A 17148-nucleotide genomic window follows, 5' to 3' on the forward strand; every position below is an offset into this window, starting at 1 on the left:
CTCCGATGAGCCCGGTCCACCACGAACTCACCTTCGGCGACGCCATTGTCGCCGCCATGCTGGAATCCGGTTGGCGCGCGGGCAACCCGCACGAGTATCGCGCGGAGCTGGGGGTGGACGCGGGCGAGTTGTTCGAGTTCATCGGCGCCACGCAGCGGGAGGAATGGGAGGAGCTGCGCTCCTATTACGGCAATGATCCCGATGACGCCCAGCGCGGCTTCCTGAAGGTGCTCGACCAGCAGTTGGGCGCCAAGGGCCTGATCGAGGTGCTGCGGTCGGGGGTGAAGGATCACGGAGTCAAGATCCGGCTCGCGTACTTCAAGCCCAACCTCGTCACCTCCGACGCCGCCCTCGACGCCTACCGCGCCAATCGTCTCACCGTCGTCCGCGAACTGCCCTATGCCACCAAGCTCGCCGACAAGGGCAACCGCCTCGATCTCGCTCTGCTGTTGAACGGCATCCCTGTCGCCACCGCCGAGCTGAAGAATCCCCTCACCGGCCAGACCGTGGAGGACGCCAAGAAGCAGTACCGCGAGGAGCGCGACCCCAGCGAGCTGATCTTCCGGCAGCGGGTGGTCGCGAACTTCGCCGTCGACCCGCACCTGGTGTTCGTCACTACCCAGTTGAAGGGCAAACACACCCGTTTCCTGCCCTTGAACACCGGTTCGGAGGGGCCGGGGCAGCCCGGCGGCGCCGGCAACCCGCCCCCCACCGAACCCGGCAAGTACGCCACCTCGTACCTGTGGGAGCAGATCTGGCACCCGGACAACTGGCTGGACATGCTGGAACGCTTCATCCACACGGATACGTCCAAGGGCCCGGCCGGGAAACCGAACCGCATCACCATCTTCCCGCGCTACCACCAGTGGGATGTGGTCAAGAAACTCACCGCGCACGCCGCGGCACACGGCGCGGGCCACAACTATCTGGTGATGGCCTCGGCCGGGTCGGGGAAGTCGAACACCATCGGCTGGCTCGCGCACCGCCTCACCGACCTGCACACCCCCACCGACCCCGAACAACTCGACCCGCGGGCGCGGGCGGCGGGCCTGGAACCGGGCACCCCGGTGTTCGACAAGGTCATCATCATCACCGACCGCCGCAACCTCAACGCCCAGCTCCAGGACACCGTGGGCGGGTTCGAGCGGGTGCAGGGCCTGGTGGTGGAGATCGACGAGAAGCGGGGCGCGAAATCCCGGCAGCTCGCCGACGCGCTGTCGAAGGAGTCGGGCAAGATCATCCCGATCACCCTGCAGACCTTCCCCGCGCTACTGGATTTCCTGAAACGCGAACCCGCCGAACTGCTCGGCGGCCGGTTCGCCGTGATCGTCGACGAGGCGCATTCCTCACAGTCCGGTGACGCGGCCGCCGCGGTGCGGGCGGCGCTGCGCGATCTGGGCCTGGACACCGACGACGAGGACGAGGGCGCGGTGGAACTCACCCTCGACGAACGGCTGAAACGCAAGGCCGAGGCGCGCGGGCACGCGAAGAACCTCTCGTATTTCGCGTTCACCGCCACGCCGAAGGCGAAAACCCTGGAAGCCTTCGGCACCCTCGAGGGCGACCGCTACCAGCCGTTCCACACCTACTCCATGCGCCAGGCCATCGAGGAGGGTTTCATCCTCGACCCGCTGCGCAACTACACCACCTACAAAACCTTCTACCGCCTGGTCAACGAGAACCCCGACGACCGGGAAGTGCCGGAGTCGAAAGCGAAAACCTTGCTGGCGCGGTTCGCCGCCACCCACCCGTCCACCGTGCACCAGCAGGCGCAGGTGATCGTGGAGCATTTCATCACCCACACCCGGCCCCGGCTCGGCGGCCGGGCCAAGGCCATGGTGGTCACCGATTCGCGCAAGAGCGCGGTCGCCATGGCCCGCGCGATCCGCGAACACCTCGACATCACCGGCCACGCCGCCCGCTATCCGGACGTCGGGGTGCTCGTCGCGTTCTCCGGCAGCCTCGACTACGACGGCGAGGAAACCAACGAGGAGAAGGAGAACGGGGGGCTGAAGGAAAGCGAACTGCCCGCGGCCTTCGCCTACACCCGCGCCGACGATATCGCCACCCGCTCCGGCGGTAAGGGGCAGCGGGAATACCGGATCCTGGTGGTCGCGGAGAAATACCAGACCGGGTTCGACCAGCCGCTGCTCACCACGATGTATGTCAACAAGTCGTTGAAGGGCATCGCGGCGGTGCAGACGCTGTCGCGGTTGAACCGCACCCACGAACGCAAGAGCCAGGAAGACCTGGTGGTCCTCGATTTCGTCAACGACGGCGACAAGATCCAGGATTCGTTCCGGCCCTACTACGAGCTGGCCGAAGCCATGCCCACCGATCCGAACCTGCTCTACCTCGCCCAGGACAAGGTGCTGGTACCACCCATCCTGCTGCAACACGAGATCCGGGCCTTCGCCGACGCCTACACCTCGGCCGAAGAGAAAGCCGGCGGATCGGCGAGCGTCTGGCAGAAACTGCACGCCGACCTCTACGTGCACCTCGCGCCGGCGGTGAACCGCTTCGCCGCACTACTGCACAGCGACGACGAAGACGATAACGACACCGCCGAAGCGTTCCGCTCGGATCTGCGCGATTACGTGCGCAAATACGGGTTCCTCGCCCAGATCGTGCCCTACCGCGATATCGACCTCGAGGCGCTGCACCTCTACGGCAAACACCTGCTGAACGTGCTGCCGCGGGTATCGGACGGCGGGGTCGATATCGGCGAGGTCGACCTGAGCTATCTCCGCGTCCAGAAAATGGGCGAGCAGGACATCAGCCTCGCACCGGAGGGTGCCCAGACGCTGCCGGGGTTCGGTGACGGCACCGGGGGAACTCAGGAACCGGAGAAATCGTTGCTGTCGGAACTGATCTCGCAGTTCAACGAGAAGTTCGGCGCGGAACTGACCGAAGCGGACCTCATCAAACCCCTGCAGGAGACGGTCGATGACCCCGGCGTGCAGCTCGCCGGTGTCGCGAACCAGAACGAAGAGGACTTCATGGGGAAGTTCGCCGAGGTCTTCGAGAAGAAGATGGTGGAGAACTTCGCCACCCAGCAGAATCTCGGCCGCCGCTACTTCAGCAAATCCGATCCCGCGTTCAAGGAAACCCTGAACAAACAACTCGGTCGTGCCGCGTGGCGGATGATCAGACGGCAACATGGTATCGGCGGGGCGGCCTGAACTACGGGCGGGCCGCGCCATCCGCAGTGACGTACAGCAGGGGATGACATGGGGAAACTGATCGCCGGCCGCTACGAGCTGACCCAGCAGATCAGCTCCGGCGGAATGGGCTCGGTGTGGCAGGGCTACGACAGCGTGCTCGACCGGCCCGTCGCGGTCAAACAGATCCGGGTGGACCAGGTGGACACCGGCGAAGTGGCGGCGGAGTTCGCCGAACGCTTCCGCCGGGAAGCCCGGGTCACGGCGCGTATCCGCCACCACGGGGTGCCGCAGGTGTTCGACGCGGGACTGGATGTGTCCTTCGAACACGTCTACCTGGTGATGGAGTTGATCGACGGTGTGCAGCTGCTCGATTACCTCGAGCCGGGCGCCGGGTTACCGCTGTCCTGGGTGGCCTCGGTCGGCGCGCAGATCGCGACAGTGCTCTCCCACGCGCACGCCCTGCCGGTAGTGCATCGCGACCTGAAGCCCGCCAACGTGCTCATCGCCCGCGACGGTTCGGTGAAGGTGATCGACTTCGGTATCGCCGCGATCCTGGACCAGAGCGCGCGCAAACTCACCAGGACGGGCCAGGCCATCGGCACGCTGCGGTATATGGCGCCGGAAGCGATGCACGGCTACAAACTGACCCCGCGCGCCGACCTGTACTCGCTGGGCTGCCTGCTCCACGAGATGGTCGGCGGCGTCCCAGTCTTCGACAGCGATTCGCCCTATCTCGTGCAGCACGCGCATATGGAGGACCCGCCGGTGCCGCTGCGCGAACTCCGGCCCGAGCTCCCGGCGGAGTTCGAACAGCTGGTGCTGGACCTGCTGGAGAAAGAACCGCAGCGCAGGCCGGTGGACGCGTACACCGTCTACGAACGGTTGCTGCCGTTCCTGCCCGGTCCGGGCGCGCACGTCGAGCCGGGCGAGGTGTACCTGCCCGGCCTGCCCGACCCCACCCGCATCTTCCGGCGCCCGAACGCGCCACTGGAAACCACGCAGGTCGAGCCGACCCGTACGCACGGCGTCGCCGCCGAACCCACCGCGCCGCTGACCGCCGCCCACCTCGATTCCGCACTGGACAACGCCCGCGGCCGGTACGACGAACTCCTCGAAGCCGAACGCTTCGCACAAGCCGCCGACGCCCTGGCCGCTGTGCTCGACAACGCGGCCGAAGCGCGCGGCCCGGACAGCTCCGAGGTGCTCGCGCTGCGCCGGGATATGGCGGCGGCCTGGGCGCTCGGCGGTGAAAGCCGCCGGGCACGCACAGAACTGGAATCCCTGGCCGAGGCGTACCGCCGCGTCGAAGGCAAGTTCAGCGAATCGGCCTGGGAGGCACGCGCGATCGCCGCCCGGTGCCAGATGGACCTCGGCGATATCGACGGCGGGCTGACCGCCATGCGCGGCATACTCACCGAAGTCGTCGCGGCGGACAGCGACAGCTGCGAACTCGCTCTCGAAATGCGCCGCGACCTCGCCGAGATCCTCGCCGGGATCGGCGATCACCCCGCAGCACTGGAACTGCTCGAGGCGCTGTACACCGACCTCTGCGTCCTCCGCGGCGCGGACGATCCGATGACCCGCGAAGTCGACGACCTACGGAACCAGTTGCTATCGGAAGCTGCCGAAGGCCACCGGTAGTCACGCAGCGGAAGCGCCGGCAGCGGCGATCCGACGACTTTCGCGGAATCTAACGATTCCCGCCGGTACGTGCAGGGTGGTCGAGCAGGGCGCGCCAGGCGGTTTCCCAAGGGAACAGATCGAGGTAGTTCTCACCTGTGCCGGGCTCGTGCTGTTTGTAGACTTCGTCGCCGACGAGCATCGTGACCCCCCAGTTCGAGAGGTTCCGGATGGCGGCTTGGACGGCTGGGAAGCTGATCTGAGCTCGATTGGAGAACGGCATCGCGACTACGGGAAGTTGTTTGCCCACTGCCTCGACCAAGAGTCCGAGAGGAAGGGTGTCGGAAATACCCGCAGCCCACTTCGCGAGCGAGTTACAGGTGATCGGTGCGGCGATCATGGCATCGGCGGGCGGGAGCACATCGGCGGTGCCGGGCTCTTTGTACTGACTTCGGACGATGTGCCCGGTCTGGGCGGCCAGCTGTTCGGTGTCGATGAAGCGACGGCCATCGGGGGATGCGACAACGCAGACATCCCATCCGTCGGCTTGGGCGAGGGCAACGAGTTTGCTGACATCCCGGGCGGCGGGTGAGCCGGTGACAATGGCATAAAGAACTGGTTCTCCCTGGTCGTTCATACGCCTCATGATGTCAGCTTTGGATTCCGCACCAGCCGGCGAAGTTGGCCGGACTGATGGTGGATCGCGCGTCAGTTGTCGCGAGAGCGCGGATGGTTTCGTGTACCTGAGGGTGGTAACGCGTGAGTTGAGGAGCGATACCACGAGCCTGGTGCAGGGCTTCGAGGGATCGACGACGGTCGCCGTGCAGGAACCATGCGCGAGAGAGGTGGATCCAGTAGTGTCCACTGCGGCTCGGGGCGGTCTCCGGTGGAAGGGTGATCGTGGCGGCTCGCGAGACGGCTGTAGTGCCGTCGTAGGCTTCCACGGGTACCGCGACGCGATGGATATCGACGTTGACGGCGCTGAACTTTGTCCCGTAGTAGTTGGCGCGCTCTTGCCCCGGAAAGGTATGGGAGGCGGCCTCTGCCAGATGGCTGTCCGCCAGATCGCTCTCTCCGGTCCGGGCGGCCAGGACAGCGGCCCGCAAGTGCAGAGCGCCGCGGACCGCCGAGATCGCGGCACTGCTCGGTGCGAGGTCGGCGAGTGCGGCAGTGCGGTCTATAGACCGCAGTCCCACCCGGTAGGACCCGTCGAACAGCAGTATCAGGGCATGGTTCCATTCGGTGACCGCGGCCCGGAGCGGATCATCGCCGAGCGCCCCGTAGGCGCGGGCGCGTTCATCGGCCAAGTGTGCGAGATCGAGATGTCCCAGCCGGTACAGGGATACCACCGCGTACGAGTAGGCCGCCGCAAGCAGTTCCCGCACGGCCGGCTGGTCGTCCATCGGAAGGTCATGGGCGGCACGATGTAGATGGCGCAGTGTGTCCGGCAGGGCGCGAACAACCTCGGCATGCTTGGTCCTGCGGTCCCATCCCTTGATTTCCGCCAAGTTTGCACGCAGGACGCTCAGGGAACGTATAGCGGTCTCGAGGTCGGGATCATCGCCTTCGACCAATGCCTGCCGTAGTGCGGGCACACCCGACTGCTCGGATTCGGGTGTGGCGTTGCGCGCTCCGTAGGGTTGCTCCGTAATGTCGGTGACGCTCACCGACATTGCACGGGACACAGCCGCGATGGAACTGGGGCTCGCTGGACGCTCACCGCGTTCGACCTTTCGCAACAGCGAATAGGAAACATTGGCCTGTCGGGCGAGTCCCTGCTGGGTGAGACCACGCAACTTCCTGATCTCCCCAATTCGATCACCGACGTTCGCCCCCTGCTTTTTTCGCATGTACCCAGCGTGATACGGGTTCGCGCGCAACGCAACCAGCGATCATGCCCAGGGTCCGATTGTGGCGATCGTGTGGCACTCCCGGTGTGAACAGACGCACAAAGTCTGTAACGGCCCCGCCGTCGGGTCGAGAACCACCTGCCGATGAGCCAGTGCGGATCCTCGAGGGCGGGAGCTTGCCAACCAAGGGAGTGAACAGTAGATGCGAGGGGTGCGGTGCGCGAACAAAGGGCAGCAATCGGCTATATCCGGAGAGATGTTTCCGGCAACGGGACGGACCTCGATGCACTTACCCGAAAGCATGGTTATCGACTTTCTTTCACAATAATTGCCGACACCGGTCCGATTGTTTCGGGATTCGTTGTCGCGCAACATCTGTGCGAATTCGCCGCCGAGGCGGTGGTGGTGCCCGGGTTCGAACATGCCGAGTCGATTCGAATTCCACGCTATCAGGCACGTTCGCCTCCCGGCAACGGGCGCGGTCCTCGGTCCACGACTCCGGCAGATACAACTCCCGATCGATCAGCGTGCGGCCCTTGCCGGTGGTATAAGCGCAGAAGACACCCAGTTGGCAGTTCTCTATGCGCCCTGCCGTACCCGAGTATTGCCGTTGCACCCCAGCTGATTTCACTCCATTTTTGAGGAACCCGGTTTCATCGACGATCAACACCCCATCGGGATCACCGAGATACTCGACCGCATAAGCGCATACGTCATCGCGGACACCGTCGGCGTCCCACGCGGCCTTGTTCAACAGCCGCTGTATCCCGTCCGGTGTCAGATCCCCGGCCGCTTCGGCAAGCGTCCAGCCATTCTTCCCCGCCGACGGCGCCAGCAACCCCTGTACATACATCCGCGCCCGCAACCGCGGCTCCGCACGATAGAAACGCCCCGCAACCAGCCCGTAGCCGGGACGGACCTCCACATCCTTGCTGGGCGTCCCGGCTACCGGCTGGTGTGCACGGTCATCTCGATGTTGCGGCCACGGAATCGGCGTGGGAGCTGATTTCCCGCACTCAGGCTCGACCCCGAGCAGTATCCGGTCCGCCGGGACGTGCGGACCGCGGATCCCCCTCGCCCGATTCTCAGACCGCGGCCGCCTTCCTGACGGTCTCGATGAGGTATCGCGCTGCGGTCTGCTGTTCTTCCTCGGTGAACGTCAGCGAACCTTCCGTGGTCCGGGTAGCGGCTGGATCGATCCGCAACTCTCCGAACCACCCGTCGATCGATGTCGCGATCTCCACCGACGACATCGCCCACTTCGGGTCCTTGCGCTTATCGAAGACCAGGACATTTTCGCCGTCCACGGTGGTCTCGACATAGTTCGCTTTCGAGGGGCCGAGCGGGTTCGAGTCCTCGGGTGTGTGTCGAATTCCGATCTTGCCGTAGAGGGCATTGTCCGAACCGCTGGACACTTCGCACGAAGCGCTTATCGCGATGGGCTCATCGAAAAGAGGGCCGTCCGTAATGGACTGTGCTTCCACGTCGACTGCCCGAAACTCTTTGGCGAACAAACTCTCCAGTGACTCGCAGACATCACGGGTGGTGAGCCCGGCGTGCGACGGTTCCGGAGTGGGTCCCGGCTGAGTGGATGGTGTGCAGCCTGCGGCCAGTGCGGAAAAGATGGCGATTGCAGCCGATGCCCGGCGCGCCTTCACGATAGGTTTCACGAGCTTCCGATCGACCAGTCCGACTTGTCGCCGTCCTGTGTTGAGGCATCGCCGATCGCTTCGGTGATGCGTTCCTTGTCATTGGGACTGCTACCGGGGTAGGCCACCGCACCCGGAGGCCACACGTTACCCGGAATGCCCGCCTGCACCGAGGCGGCTTGGGCGATCGTGTTGGCGGCCTTGGTATTCGCGAATGCGCTGTCCGCGACAGCGGTGGAGACATCCAGGATGAATCCCTTGGCCGCCAGCACTGCGGCCGCGACATCACCCAGCGTTGATACCGGGCCCCACGGTAGGTTGAAAAAAGATCCGAGGAAACTACCGACCAGCGCGGTCACTTTCTCGACCAGGTCTCGAGTGTGGGTGGCCAGGTCGGCATACAGCTTCAATTCGGCCTCGGCAACATCTTCGAGGTTGGTTGCTACCGTTTCGCACATTTCGGACATCGAGGTGAACGCCGTTTTCTGGCGGTCGCGCATCGCCCAGAACCGGTTCGCTGCGTCACCGGTCCAGTTTCCTCGTAGATCGGTCTCGGAAAACGAGTTACCCGCATTGTCGATATCCCCTTTGATGTTCCGCCACTCATCCGCAAACTTCAGGAACGTCACCGGCACCTCGAGTCCCGGATCCATTTCATCGAGCTTTTTCCACGTCTCCCCCAGAGCGTGGTTGATATCATCCCGGTACCCCCAGATCTTGGGAATGACGACGCTCTCGTCGATGGCCGTTGTGATCCCGAGGGAGCCGACCGCTGATACTATTCCGCCGGTCCGCACGAGAGCGACGAGATCACCGCACCAGTTCTGGACCTCTTGTGGCAGGTTGGCCATCGCGCTCTTGTTCGAGCGAATCGTAGCGATCGCGCGCCTCAGCTCGGCGACACTGTCGGTCTCGACGACGGGCGAGGTCACAGGTCTGCTCCTTGGTTGCCGAGAGCTTGGCCGAAGGCCGCATCCTCGGCTTCGTAGGTATCCCGGACCTGCCGGAGCACGACCGCGATATCGCGCATCACGGTAGCGCCCTCATTGACTCGGGCACGGACGTACTCGGGAACTGTGGCGTATTTTTCGATGGTCAGCGCGAACGTTCCCGCGCTTTCTTTGCTGATTTCGACACCGGAAGTCCTGCCGGCGGCTTTGTCCAGGTTGTCGGCTGCTTCGTCGCATTTGTTGGCTGCGTGCAGCATGGTGTTGAGCGCGATGTACAGTTCATCAGACACGGCGGCGGGTTCCTTCCCCGATCAATTGTTCGCGATGGCGCTTCAGCTGATATTCCAGGTCCTCGTCGCTGTAACTCGAATAGTTGTGATCGGGCACGAACCTTGCTCTGATCGAGCGTATTTCGTTCGCGCACCACAGGACTTCGTCAACGATCGCGTAAGGGTCCACCGCCGCCGCCCACCACGACCCGATACGAATCGATAACACATAGTGCCTGTCGGCAGTCAGCGAAACCGGGCGCTCTCCGTTGAGCGCGACCTTCCCGAAGACGTCCAGCACAGCATCTTTCACAATTGTCCGCTGGAGGCTGCTGTACTCGTCCCAGGTTGCCGTCTCGAGAAGCATCATCATGATGGTGCGCCGATCCGGAACTGCCGATTCGAAAACCTCCTGCGGCGTCGGCCATCGTCCCGAAGAATAGACACGCTGCAGACGGTCCGCCGCAGCCTTGTGATACGCCCGCATCAACTCATCGCCGGCCTCGTGTGGCGCCACTTGGTGGACCCAACCTGCGCCGATCGAGATTCGTGTCGGAAGGAAGCCGCGATCGACCTCCATTGATACGAACGGAGACCCGGTTCGCGGCGGCTCGGAAGTGTCTGACCGGCTTCCGAACGGCGGCGTCTGCACGGGCGGTTTCGATGGTGCGGCGGGCGGTGTCCGTGGCTGGGCAGTCGGCGTAATCGGAACCAGAGGTTCCTCGTCCCAGAACTCGTCCGGATCGTCGTAGTGGTTGAAGAAACCGTTGTATTCCTGTGCTGGCATGGCGGTACCTAACGAAATAGCACTGCTTCGGCAGTCGGAACGAACGCGCTGACTTGGTATCGAGACTATCCCCCAAAAATTTACGAGCCCTGCCCGTTGGTGTTTGCCGGTTCAGCCTCACCGCCGGCCCGGTGTTTGTCAAACCATGTGGTAGCCATCGCCGCTTCGGTGCTCACCGGATCCGGTTGCAGCCGGCCCAGCGAAGAGGCCGTGAGCAACCGCGGCCCTGATACGACTTCGGCCCCCGCACACCTTCTCCAATCTCTACAACCCGTGCCGCGAGGTGCAGAACAGTGTCGCCTCCGCAGCCGGCCTGGACCCGGCCTTCGAATCGCTGGGCTCCAAGGAGAAGGAGCTCTTGATGCGGCAGGTCTGCAAGTGATGCTCCGCGGATCATCAAGTGGTCGTATGGATCTACGCCACCTACCACACCCTGGACTATGCACGCCGAGTTCATGGTGAACAGTTCACGCAGGCCGTCCATGCCAATCGCGGCACGCGCCCGGGGATTCACCAGGATGGCTTTCGGCTCGTGCTGAAGCCCCGCCGACCTGGGCGCGGGTCGGGCGGTGAGCGCGGGACCGGCGCGCCCCGGGCGGAAGTGTGAGACGCTCGGATCGTCCCCACCGGAAGTCGGGAAAGGTTCTGAATGCACAGCGATATTCGTCGTTTCGGTTTCGCCGCAGTGCTGAGTGCGATGGGCGTGGCAGCAGCGTATACGGCACCGGTCGCGGGAGCGGCCGTGACCGGAGTGGAGGTCGCCGCCGGGCCGGAGGGAGTGCTGGCGGGCTGCTCCTACACGGTGACGGCGACAGTCGACGCACCGCCGTCGGAAGCGGGCGAGATCACCATCATCAACAGTGGTGGTGCGGTTCCGGGTAACGGTGAGCGGCTGGGGCAGGCCGTCTATCGCCCGGAGAGCGGGACGGCGACGTTCGAATGGACGCCGAAATATACGGGGCGGCAGAACATCACCGCTCAGCAGTTCGTTCCGGGGCAGTACACGTCGGCGAAGTACATCGAAGTGGATGTGCTCGGGCAGGGGCTGAACACCGGTAGTTCGTGCCTGCCGCTGCCCTGAGCGACGGGTGTACGCCGGAATGGGAATTCCGCGTGGTCCGGCTCGAAGACGGTGATGCCCGGAAGGTCACCGGCGAGTACGCACCGGTGACGCCCGCCGGCAAGGCCTATGCCGGAAACCTGCGGCTGTGCCGAGCCGTCGGAAACGAAACGTGAGAGTTCGCTGTTCGTTTCGGTGGGGCGCCACCGGTAGCCGGAAGACGCAGCCGGAACAGGGCTGATCCGGCGGCGAGGTATTGCCTCGGCTCGTCGCAGCCGAGCACCGTTCATTCCCGGAACAGCGCCACGGTGAGCCCGATCAACCCGATGACGAGCCCGATGAGGGCGAGGTCCGCGCCTATCACGGTGTGACCACCGGCCGGCGGTGGCGGTGCGGGCCGGTGTGTATCGGGCCGGCCGGTGGGGATGCGGCGATGTTCATGTTCTCCGGCGAAGGTATGAGGGGAGCGGTATCAGCCGTTGAGCCGGTTGAGCAGGAAATCACGGGCCACGGTGGAGGCCCGCTCGAACTGCTCTCCGTATACGGCGAAATGGCCACCGGGTATCAGGGCGAGTTGTTTGGGTTCGAGGGCGTCGGCGTAGCTGCGCAGGGCGACCTCGGTGGGAGTCAGCGTGTCCTGTTCGGCGACGATCATGAGCAGCGGGGTGGGGGATACCCGCGATACGAAGGCCTCGGGCGCGTAGGACTGGAATTTGTCCACGCTGGACAGGGTCACTTCGTTACGCCAGGTGGGGATCTGCGGACCGTTGGCCATCAGCCATTCGTAGACCTCGAGGCCGGGCATGGCCACCATGTCGGTGGGGTCGTCGGAGGCCGCTTTGATCGTTTCGTGTGGTTTCCCGGCGAGCCGGCCCGCCCGGTCCGCGGCGATGGCCGCGTGGACGGTGGGCAGCATGACCGAGGGGACCAGCCGGGTGAACGTCGACCAGCCGGCGGTCAGCGGCACCTGGGATACGACGGCCCGCACCCGCCGGTCGGTGGCGGCTACGACCAGGACATGCGCACCCGCGTAACTCGTCCCCCAGACGGCTATCCGCTCCGCATCGATCCCGTCCAAGGTCTGGGCGAAGGTCACCGCGTCTCGGTAACCCTCGATCTGGGCCGTGGGGTCCACTTCGTAACGCGGTTCGCCATCGGAGGTGCCGAATCCCGGATGGTCGTAGACCAGGCAGGCGAGTCCGGCGGCGGTGAACACCTCGGCGAACGGCGCGACCCACTCCTTGACTCCGGCGAACCCGTGCGTCATCACCACCAGCGGGGTCTCGTCCCGGGAGACATCGGGGCGGTACAGCCAGCCGCGCAATGTCACCCCGTTACTGCCGAACTCGATGTCCATCCGCATACCGACTCCTCTGATTACGTTACGGATCGTAATCAATGTAGGACGGTTCAAACGTGACGTCAACCATAGATATCGCGTACGGGGTATAACTCGGTTCAGGAGCCGCGATAGCCGACGGCGTCGAGGGCGGAACGTACCGTGAGCCGAACCAGTTCCGCATCGATCGGGCCCAGCGTGGGAACGAGCGCCCGCATCAGCATGGGTCCCGTGATCAGATCGCAGAGCCACTCCGGATCGGTCCCCGGGGCGATCTCTCCGCGCACCACCGCGCGCTCCAGAATGGAGGCGGTCGAAAGGCGGCGTGGCCCGAGGAACCGCTCATGGAACCGCTGGGCCAGCTCCGGGCTGCGAGCCAGGTCCGCGAGCAGGCCGGGTAACGCCTTGCGCATGACCACGTCGTTGAACAGCTCGCGCTGATGCTGTTGGATCGCCAGGAGTTCCGCTTCGATTCCCCCGAGATCCTCGGCGCCGGGCTGGAGGCCGAACCGCTCCATCAGCATGGAAGCGACCAGATCGGCGAGGTCGGTGTACCGGCGATACAGCGCGGGCCGGCTCGTCCCCGCGGCCTCCGCCACCGCCTGGAGAGTGACCGCACTGTATCCGCGCTCGGCGATCAAATCCGCTGTGGCCGCAAGCAATGCGGTATCGAGCCGGGTATCGCGAGGGCGGCCGACGCGAGTCGATGCTGTGCTATCGGTCATACGATCACCGTAGCGGCGGGGTCACCACCCGGGGTGCGGCACCACGACGGGCTTGTGCGGAGTTGCGGAAGTCGCTCGCGCGGCGGTGGTGGGCGCATCGGCATCCGCCACCGTTCGTGCGAGTCGTGCGCAATCATCTCCGCGGTGGTGGCACGTGGCTGCTAGCCTGGTCGCTGCACTGCCTGCGATCCAACCGATCTTCATCGACTTGGCTACGGAGACAGGATGGGCGAACCGAACGCTACCCCGCGAAGAAGTAGCATCAGAGATCGATGGCAGTGGGTCGCCGAGAGAGCGAGCGGTATTTCCAAGAAAATTTGGATACCGATTCGATTCATGGCCAAGTCGCTCTTGACCGTCTCCGCTCTGATAGCCGCGATAACGCTTATACTGGAATTCGCTCCGAGCGTTTGGCGGAGTTTCAATTGGCGAGCTGTGGAGTACTCCACCTTGAATCAACTCCATGCCGGCTACAGTATTGATTACTTCCGGTCCGAGCTCGGGGAGCCCGCTATCGTCGATCAGGAACAAGCTCTGGGGTGGCGGCAGATGACGTTCGTGCGTCGTGATCACTTCGTCAACATTATCGTCAGTGAATCCGGTCGGGTCGAAGCCTACTCGGTAGTGGCATGCGACCCGGATTTCGCGCCGACCCTGAACGCGCCCGACGGGTCGCGGGTAACGTTGAACGCCGCACCGCTCGCCAGATCGCAGCAGCCGACCAGGGTACACAGGGTCCGCGAGGGGGGTACGTTCCGGCCGCTGACGGTCGATGAAATGAACGACAGCCGAAAGCTGTCGTATTCTCCGCAAAAAACAGGAAGCGGCGTCAACCTGTTCGTGGAAGAGGTTCCGGGTTCCGGCGCCACGCCACTGCATGGATACGGCGTATATATCGGTATACACGCGGTATGTATCAATACCTGGGACTATCCGGAGATATTCGATGGCTTTCCGTTCTACAACGGTGGAGTCGCTGAAGCGCCGCCCGGCGCCATGAAGATTCGGGACACGGTGGCAGCGAACCTGTATCTCGAAACTGCGAAATGGTCTCCGCTGACCTTGAGTGAACACGGCTTCTTGGAAACGGAAGCCCCTGCGCCGAGTGGTATGTTTTCCGTCGGTCCGCATCGGTGGGATATTCCCGTGGATCTTGCGAACGAGGCCGGAACAAGAGTTTTCGGCTAGCTGTACGAGGCCGCGACGTCGGTGACGCGTCTGCGTGATAGCACGCTCCATTTTCCGTAACGACCTGCTCGATGTGGCTGATGCCGTGCGCGGCGAACCAGACCCTCGCGCGGTGTAGGAACCCGATCGCGGCGACCGCCTTCTCATTCGGCAGAGGTTCGGTGTAGGCGAGGCGAGTGTGGCCGTCGACGGCGGAGTGCGGGTACACGTCTCCGCGCTTCCCGGTCTTGGTCTTCGATCGTGCCGCCGCACGGGCTCGCTCGGAGTCGCGGCCGTCCACACGCCATCCGCCGCCGTCGGGGGAGTCATCGATCCTGGTGAAGGTCTCCGCTGATGACCCAGAGATGGCCGAACGGGTCTTCGACCCGGCCTTCCCGCTTGCCGTACGGCCGGTCGCCGATGGGGATCACGATCTCAGCTCCGTGACGCACCATGCGCTCCGCTGTCGCGTCAGGGTCCGGCACTGTGAGCAGGATCAAGACGGGCGAACCGCCGATCGATCGTGGATCGTTCCATCCCCATTCCTCCACGCTCTGCGCTAGAGCGAACGCGACGGAGTCGAGCGTGAGTTCGGCGTGGTTCACGACGCCGTGGTCATCGGCGACTCGAAGTTGCACCTGGGCGTCGAGCGCCCGGGCGTAGTAGGTGATCGCCGCGTCGGCGTCGGAGACCAGGAGTTTGGGAAGCAGTTGGCTGTTCATGCCCTCATCGTCATGGGGCGGGGCGCTGCCGGCCTTGTAGATTTCGGCCCTCTTCCTCGAGCCAGGCGGTGGGACTCGTGCCCATCAGAGCACGGAAATCATGCACAAGGTGACTCTGGTCGTGGTAGCCGTACTCGGCGGCGACTTCGGCCCATGAGCCCGCCCCTGCGCCGGCACCCGTCAAAACGGAGCCCAAGCGTGCCACCCGAGAAGCGAACTTGGGGCTGATTCCCAGGGCGCGCCGCATCACATACCGCAACCGCCGAGGGCTCAGGTGAGCTGATCGCGCCAAGTCCTCCACCGACGCCGCACCGCGCGTGTCCCTGATCAGGTCCAGCGCTCGGAAGGCGTCTTCGGGCCCGCCGCCGTGATCAGTCCGATGCAGCTGGTCGAGAAGCCTTACGCGCAAAACCGCCTCTCGTTGCTCGACCGGCCGGTCGGCGAGTTCTTCGGACAGTGAATTCACCCACGGAAGAACCGCATCGGCGCTCACGCCGCCGGCGTCTATCTCACTCAGCGGCACCCCGGTCAGACGTTGCCATGCCGATGGCGACAACTCTACGTAGGCGATCGGCTGCTGCGAACGCAGAGTCGTGGCCGCCGCCACGATTCCCGGGCGCATGAACCCTGCGACGATTGCCCGGGCGTGGCGGACCCTTGCGTCGTAGTGAACCTCGATCGGGCCGTCCAGGCTCACCACCAACCGAGCCGAGAGCCCGGGAGCGGCCCGATGCAGACGCGACGCGCCGTCGTGTTCGCTGACAGCCACCACGCCGATGCCCACGGCGAGACATGCGTGACGTAGCTCCACCGTCACATTGTCACATCCCTCGGCAGCCTCACCGGACAGAAGGGACAGGTCGACAACGTGTTATCCCGCAACAACGATCGAGCCGTGCTGGAGCAGGTGCGGTCCGCCGAGCGGATCGTGCAGGTGGTGCCGGCCGTGTTCGCCTACTCCGCGCCGTTGACCGGTGAGGTTCCGGCACCAGGGATCGCGTACTGGGCGCCACCCGGTTCGGTACTGAAGGTGCTCGGTGCGCCGGCTCGGGCGAAGGCGGTGGTGAGCGCGCTGCGCGCCGGCGGCCTGCGGGCCCGGCGGTCCACCCGGTCCGGTACCGGGGAACGGGGCGCCGCGTTGATCGTGCCCTATATCGCCGCGCTGAAAGTGGCGGACTGGTCACTGCCCGTTCTGCTCTCGGGTCTGGGGCCGGCGGTCGAGGCCGGTGGGGAAGCCGTGGCGGTCGTCGCCGCGCGCACCGGCAGCGGCGGGGTCCGCGCGCCGGGATGGGTGGTCGGCTCGGTACTGCGGCTGTTGCGAGTGCTGCCGCCCTTCGACCTGGACCGCTACCTGCAAGCCCATTTCACCAAGGTGGCCGATCAGACCAGGCTGATGCTCGACGGCTGGATCGCCGAAGGTGAGGACCGGCGTTGCCGGTGACCCACCTGCGCGAGCTCCGGAGCCGTCTTCCGGATCGGGCGACGCCGTGAACCCCACTGCCGAAAGCGTTCTGAGCACATTCACCCGATGCGGACCGCTGTTCACCGCGCTCGGCGACGACCGGCGGCAGGCGATCATCGCTCTGCTGCTGCAAGCCGGTGGGGAGGTCAGCGTGGGAGAGATCGCCGCACACGTCGGTCTCTCCCAGCCGGCCGTTTCGCATCACCTGAAAATTCTGCGAGCGGCACGAGTGCTCACCGTCGAACAGCGTGGCACACTCCGGTTCTACACGATCAACGGTGCCGAACTGACCGAAATCCTGGCCCCGCTGAGCGAACTCGTGGACCGGATCACCTCATGCTCGGATGCCGAGCCCGCCGGTTAGGTGAGCGGATACCCCACCTG

Annotated in this window: 17 protein-coding genes and 2 pseudogenes; 7 read left to right on the forward strand and 12 right to left on the reverse strand. The window is 64.7% G+C overall.

Annotated elements, in window-relative coordinates; genetic code table 11:
* Nucleotides 1–5 precede the first annotated feature (5 nt).
* Complete coding sequence (locus tag ACYR7D_RS14900) at nt 6–3182, forward strand: type I restriction endonuclease subunit R (RefSeq protein WP_459545181.1); 3177 nt, start codon at nt 6–8, stop codon at nt 3180–3182.
* Between the two features lie 48 nt (nt 3183–3230).
* Complete coding sequence (locus ACYR7D_RS14905) at nt 3231–4805, forward strand: serine/threonine-protein kinase (RefSeq protein WP_459545182.1); 1575 nt, start codon at nt 3231–3233, stop codon at nt 4803–4805.
* A 49-nt stretch (nt 4806–4854) separates the two neighbouring features.
* Here ACYR7D_RS14905 and ACYR7D_RS14910 read toward each other — a convergent pair whose 3' ends face one another.
* From ACYR7D_RS14910 to ACYR7D_RS14940, 7 genes and pseudogenes are all read right to left on the reverse strand, one after another.
* Nucleotides 4855–5421, reverse strand: coding sequence for a flavoprotein (locus ACYR7D_RS14910; RefSeq protein WP_459545183.1), 567 nt, complete (start codon nt 5419–5421; stop codon nt 4855–4857).
* A gap of 13 nt (nt 5422–5434) precedes the next feature.
* Nucleotides 5435–6634, reverse strand: a complete 1200-nt coding sequence (locus ACYR7D_RS14915) for a helix-turn-helix domain-containing protein (RefSeq protein WP_459545184.1) — start codon at nt 6632–6634, stop codon at nt 5435–5437.
* Nucleotides 6635–7064: 430 nt separating this feature from the next.
* A pseudogene (locus ACYR7D_RS14920) lies at nt 7065–7559 on the reverse strand (IS701 family transposase); the annotation flags it as partial.
* A 160-nt stretch (nt 7560–7719) separates the two neighbouring features.
* Nucleotides 7720–8292 carry a hypothetical protein gene (locus tag ACYR7D_RS14925; RefSeq protein WP_459545185.1) on the reverse strand — a complete coding sequence of 191 codons (573 nt, stop codon included), beginning with the start codon at nt 8290–8292 and terminating at the stop codon, nt 7720–7722.
* An 8-nt stretch (nt 8293–8300) separates the two neighbouring features.
* Nucleotides 8301–9215, reverse strand: coding sequence for a WXG100 family type VII secretion target (locus ACYR7D_RS14930; protein WP_459545186.1), 915 nt, complete (start codon nt 9213–9215; stop codon nt 8301–8303).
* Nucleotides 9212–9523 (reverse strand): type VII secretion target, encoded by a 312-nt coding sequence (locus ACYR7D_RS14935; RefSeq protein ID WP_459545187.1) that lies wholly within the window; start codon nt 9521–9523, stop codon nt 9212–9214. Before ACYR7D_RS14935 ends, ACYR7D_RS14930 begins: the two co-directional genes overlap by 4 nt.
* Complete coding sequence (locus tag ACYR7D_RS14940) at nt 9516–10289, reverse strand: hypothetical protein (protein WP_459545188.1); 774 nt, start codon at nt 10287–10289, stop codon at nt 9516–9518. The genes ACYR7D_RS14935 and ACYR7D_RS14940 overlap by 8 nt, the downstream gene beginning before the upstream one ends.
* Before the next feature lie 649 nt (nt 10290–10938).
* On the opposite strand from ACYR7D_RS14940, the gene ACYR7D_RS14945 reads away from it, so the two are divergent.
* Both ACYR7D_RS14945 and ACYR7D_RS14950 read left to right on the forward strand, forming a co-directional pair.
* Nucleotides 10939–11370: a hypothetical protein gene (locus ACYR7D_RS14945; RefSeq protein ID WP_459545189.1), complete on the forward strand. Its 432-nt coding sequence runs from the start codon at nt 10939–10941 to the stop codon at nt 11368–11370.
* Nucleotides 11352–11525 carry a hypothetical protein gene (locus tag ACYR7D_RS14950; RefSeq protein ID WP_459545190.1) on the forward strand — a complete coding sequence of 58 codons (174 nt, stop codon included), beginning with the start codon at nt 11352–11354 and terminating at the stop codon, nt 11523–11525. Before ACYR7D_RS14945 ends, ACYR7D_RS14950 begins: the two co-directional genes overlap by 19 nt.
* 296 nt (nt 11526–11821) lie before the next feature.
* Here the strand turns inward: ACYR7D_RS14950 and ACYR7D_RS14955 are convergent, their stop codons facing one another.
* Both ACYR7D_RS14955 and ACYR7D_RS14960 read right to left on the reverse strand, forming a co-directional pair.
* Nucleotides 11822–12712 (reverse strand): alpha/beta hydrolase, encoded by an 891-nt coding sequence (locus tag ACYR7D_RS14955; RefSeq protein WP_459545191.1) that lies wholly within the window; start codon nt 12710–12712, stop codon nt 11822–11824.
* Between the two features lie 95 nt (nt 12713–12807).
* Entirely contained in the window at nt 12808–13413 is a 606-nt protein-coding gene (locus ACYR7D_RS14960; RefSeq protein WP_459545192.1) for a TetR/AcrR family transcriptional regulator, read from the reverse strand.
* A 435-nt stretch (nt 13414–13848) separates the two neighbouring features.
* On the opposite strand from ACYR7D_RS14960, the gene ACYR7D_RS14965 reads away from it, so the two are divergent.
* On the forward strand, nt 13849–14601 hold the full coding sequence (locus tag ACYR7D_RS14965; protein ID WP_459545193.1) for an ETEC_3214 domain-containing protein: 753 nt from the start codon (nt 13849–13851) through the stop codon (nt 14599–14601).
* A gap of 31 nt (nt 14602–14632) precedes the next feature.
* Here ACYR7D_RS14965 and ACYR7D_RS14970 read toward each other — a convergent pair.
* The 3 genes and pseudogenes from ACYR7D_RS14970 to ACYR7D_RS14980 all read right to left on the reverse strand — a co-directional run.
* Nucleotides 14633–14902, reverse strand: a pseudogene (locus ACYR7D_RS14970) (IS481 family transposase); the annotation flags it as partial.
* Between the two features lie 4 nt (nt 14903–14906).
* A complete protein-coding gene (locus tag ACYR7D_RS14975; RefSeq protein WP_459545194.1) occupies nt 14907–15302 on the reverse strand; it encodes a VOC family protein in 396 nt (131 codons plus the stop codon).
* Between the two features lie 10 nt (nt 15303–15312).
* Nucleotides 15313–16119, reverse strand: a complete 807-nt coding sequence (locus ACYR7D_RS14980; RefSeq protein ID WP_459545195.1) for a helix-turn-helix domain-containing protein — start codon at nt 16117–16119, stop codon at nt 15313–15315.
* Nucleotides 16120–16170: 51 nt separating this feature from the next.
* Between ACYR7D_RS14980 and ACYR7D_RS14985 the strand changes: the two genes are divergently transcribed.
* Together ACYR7D_RS14985 and ACYR7D_RS14990 are read left to right on the forward strand one after the other, a co-directional pair.
* Entirely contained in the window at nt 16171–16743 is a 573-nt protein-coding gene (locus tag ACYR7D_RS14985; RefSeq protein ID WP_459545196.1) for a hypothetical protein, read from the forward strand.
* Between the two features lie 46 nt (nt 16744–16789).
* Nucleotides 16790–17128, forward strand: a complete 339-nt coding sequence (locus ACYR7D_RS14990; RefSeq protein ID WP_459545197.1) for an ArsR/SmtB family transcription factor — start codon at nt 16790–16792, stop codon at nt 17126–17128.
* Nucleotides 17129–17148 lie beyond the last annotated feature (20 nt).

The sequence above is a fragment of the Nocardia sp. X0981 genome (assembly GCF_977089955.1).

Excerpts from the sequence above, each read along its gene's own strand:
- ACYR7D_RS14900 (WP_459545181.1), top strand. The coding sequence starts at position 6 with ATGAGCCCGGTCCACCACGAACTCACCTTCGGCGACGCCATTGTCGCC.
- ACYR7D_RS14905 (WP_459545182.1), top strand. The coding sequence starts at position 3,231 with ATGGGGAAACTGATCGCCGGCCGCTACGAGCTGACCCAGCAGATCAGC.
- ACYR7D_RS14910 (WP_459545183.1), bottom strand. The coding sequence starts at position 5,421 with ATGAACGACCAGGGAGAACCAGTTCTTTATGCCATTGTCACCGGCTCA.
- ACYR7D_RS14915 (WP_459545184.1), bottom strand. The coding sequence starts at position 6,634 with ATGCGAAAAAAGCAGGGGGCGAACGTCGGTGATCGAATTGGGGAGATC.
- ACYR7D_RS14940 (WP_459545188.1), bottom strand. The coding sequence starts at position 10,289 with ATGCCAGCACAGGAATACAACGGTTTCTTCAACCACTACGACGATCCG.
- ACYR7D_RS14945 (WP_459545189.1), top strand. The coding sequence starts at position 10,939 with ATGCACAGCGATATTCGTCGTTTCGGTTTCGCCGCAGTGCTGAGTGCG.
- ACYR7D_RS14955 (WP_459545191.1), bottom strand. The coding sequence starts at position 12,712 with ATGCGGATGGACATCGAGTTCGGCAGTAACGGGGTGACATTGCGCGGC.
- ACYR7D_RS14960 (WP_459545192.1), bottom strand. The coding sequence starts at position 13,413 with ATGACCGATAGCACAGCATCGACTCGCGTCGGCCGCCCTCGCGATACC.
- ACYR7D_RS14975 (WP_459545194.1), bottom strand. The coding sequence starts at position 15,302 with ATGAACAGCCAACTGCTTCCCAAACTCCTGGTCTCCGACGCCGACGCG.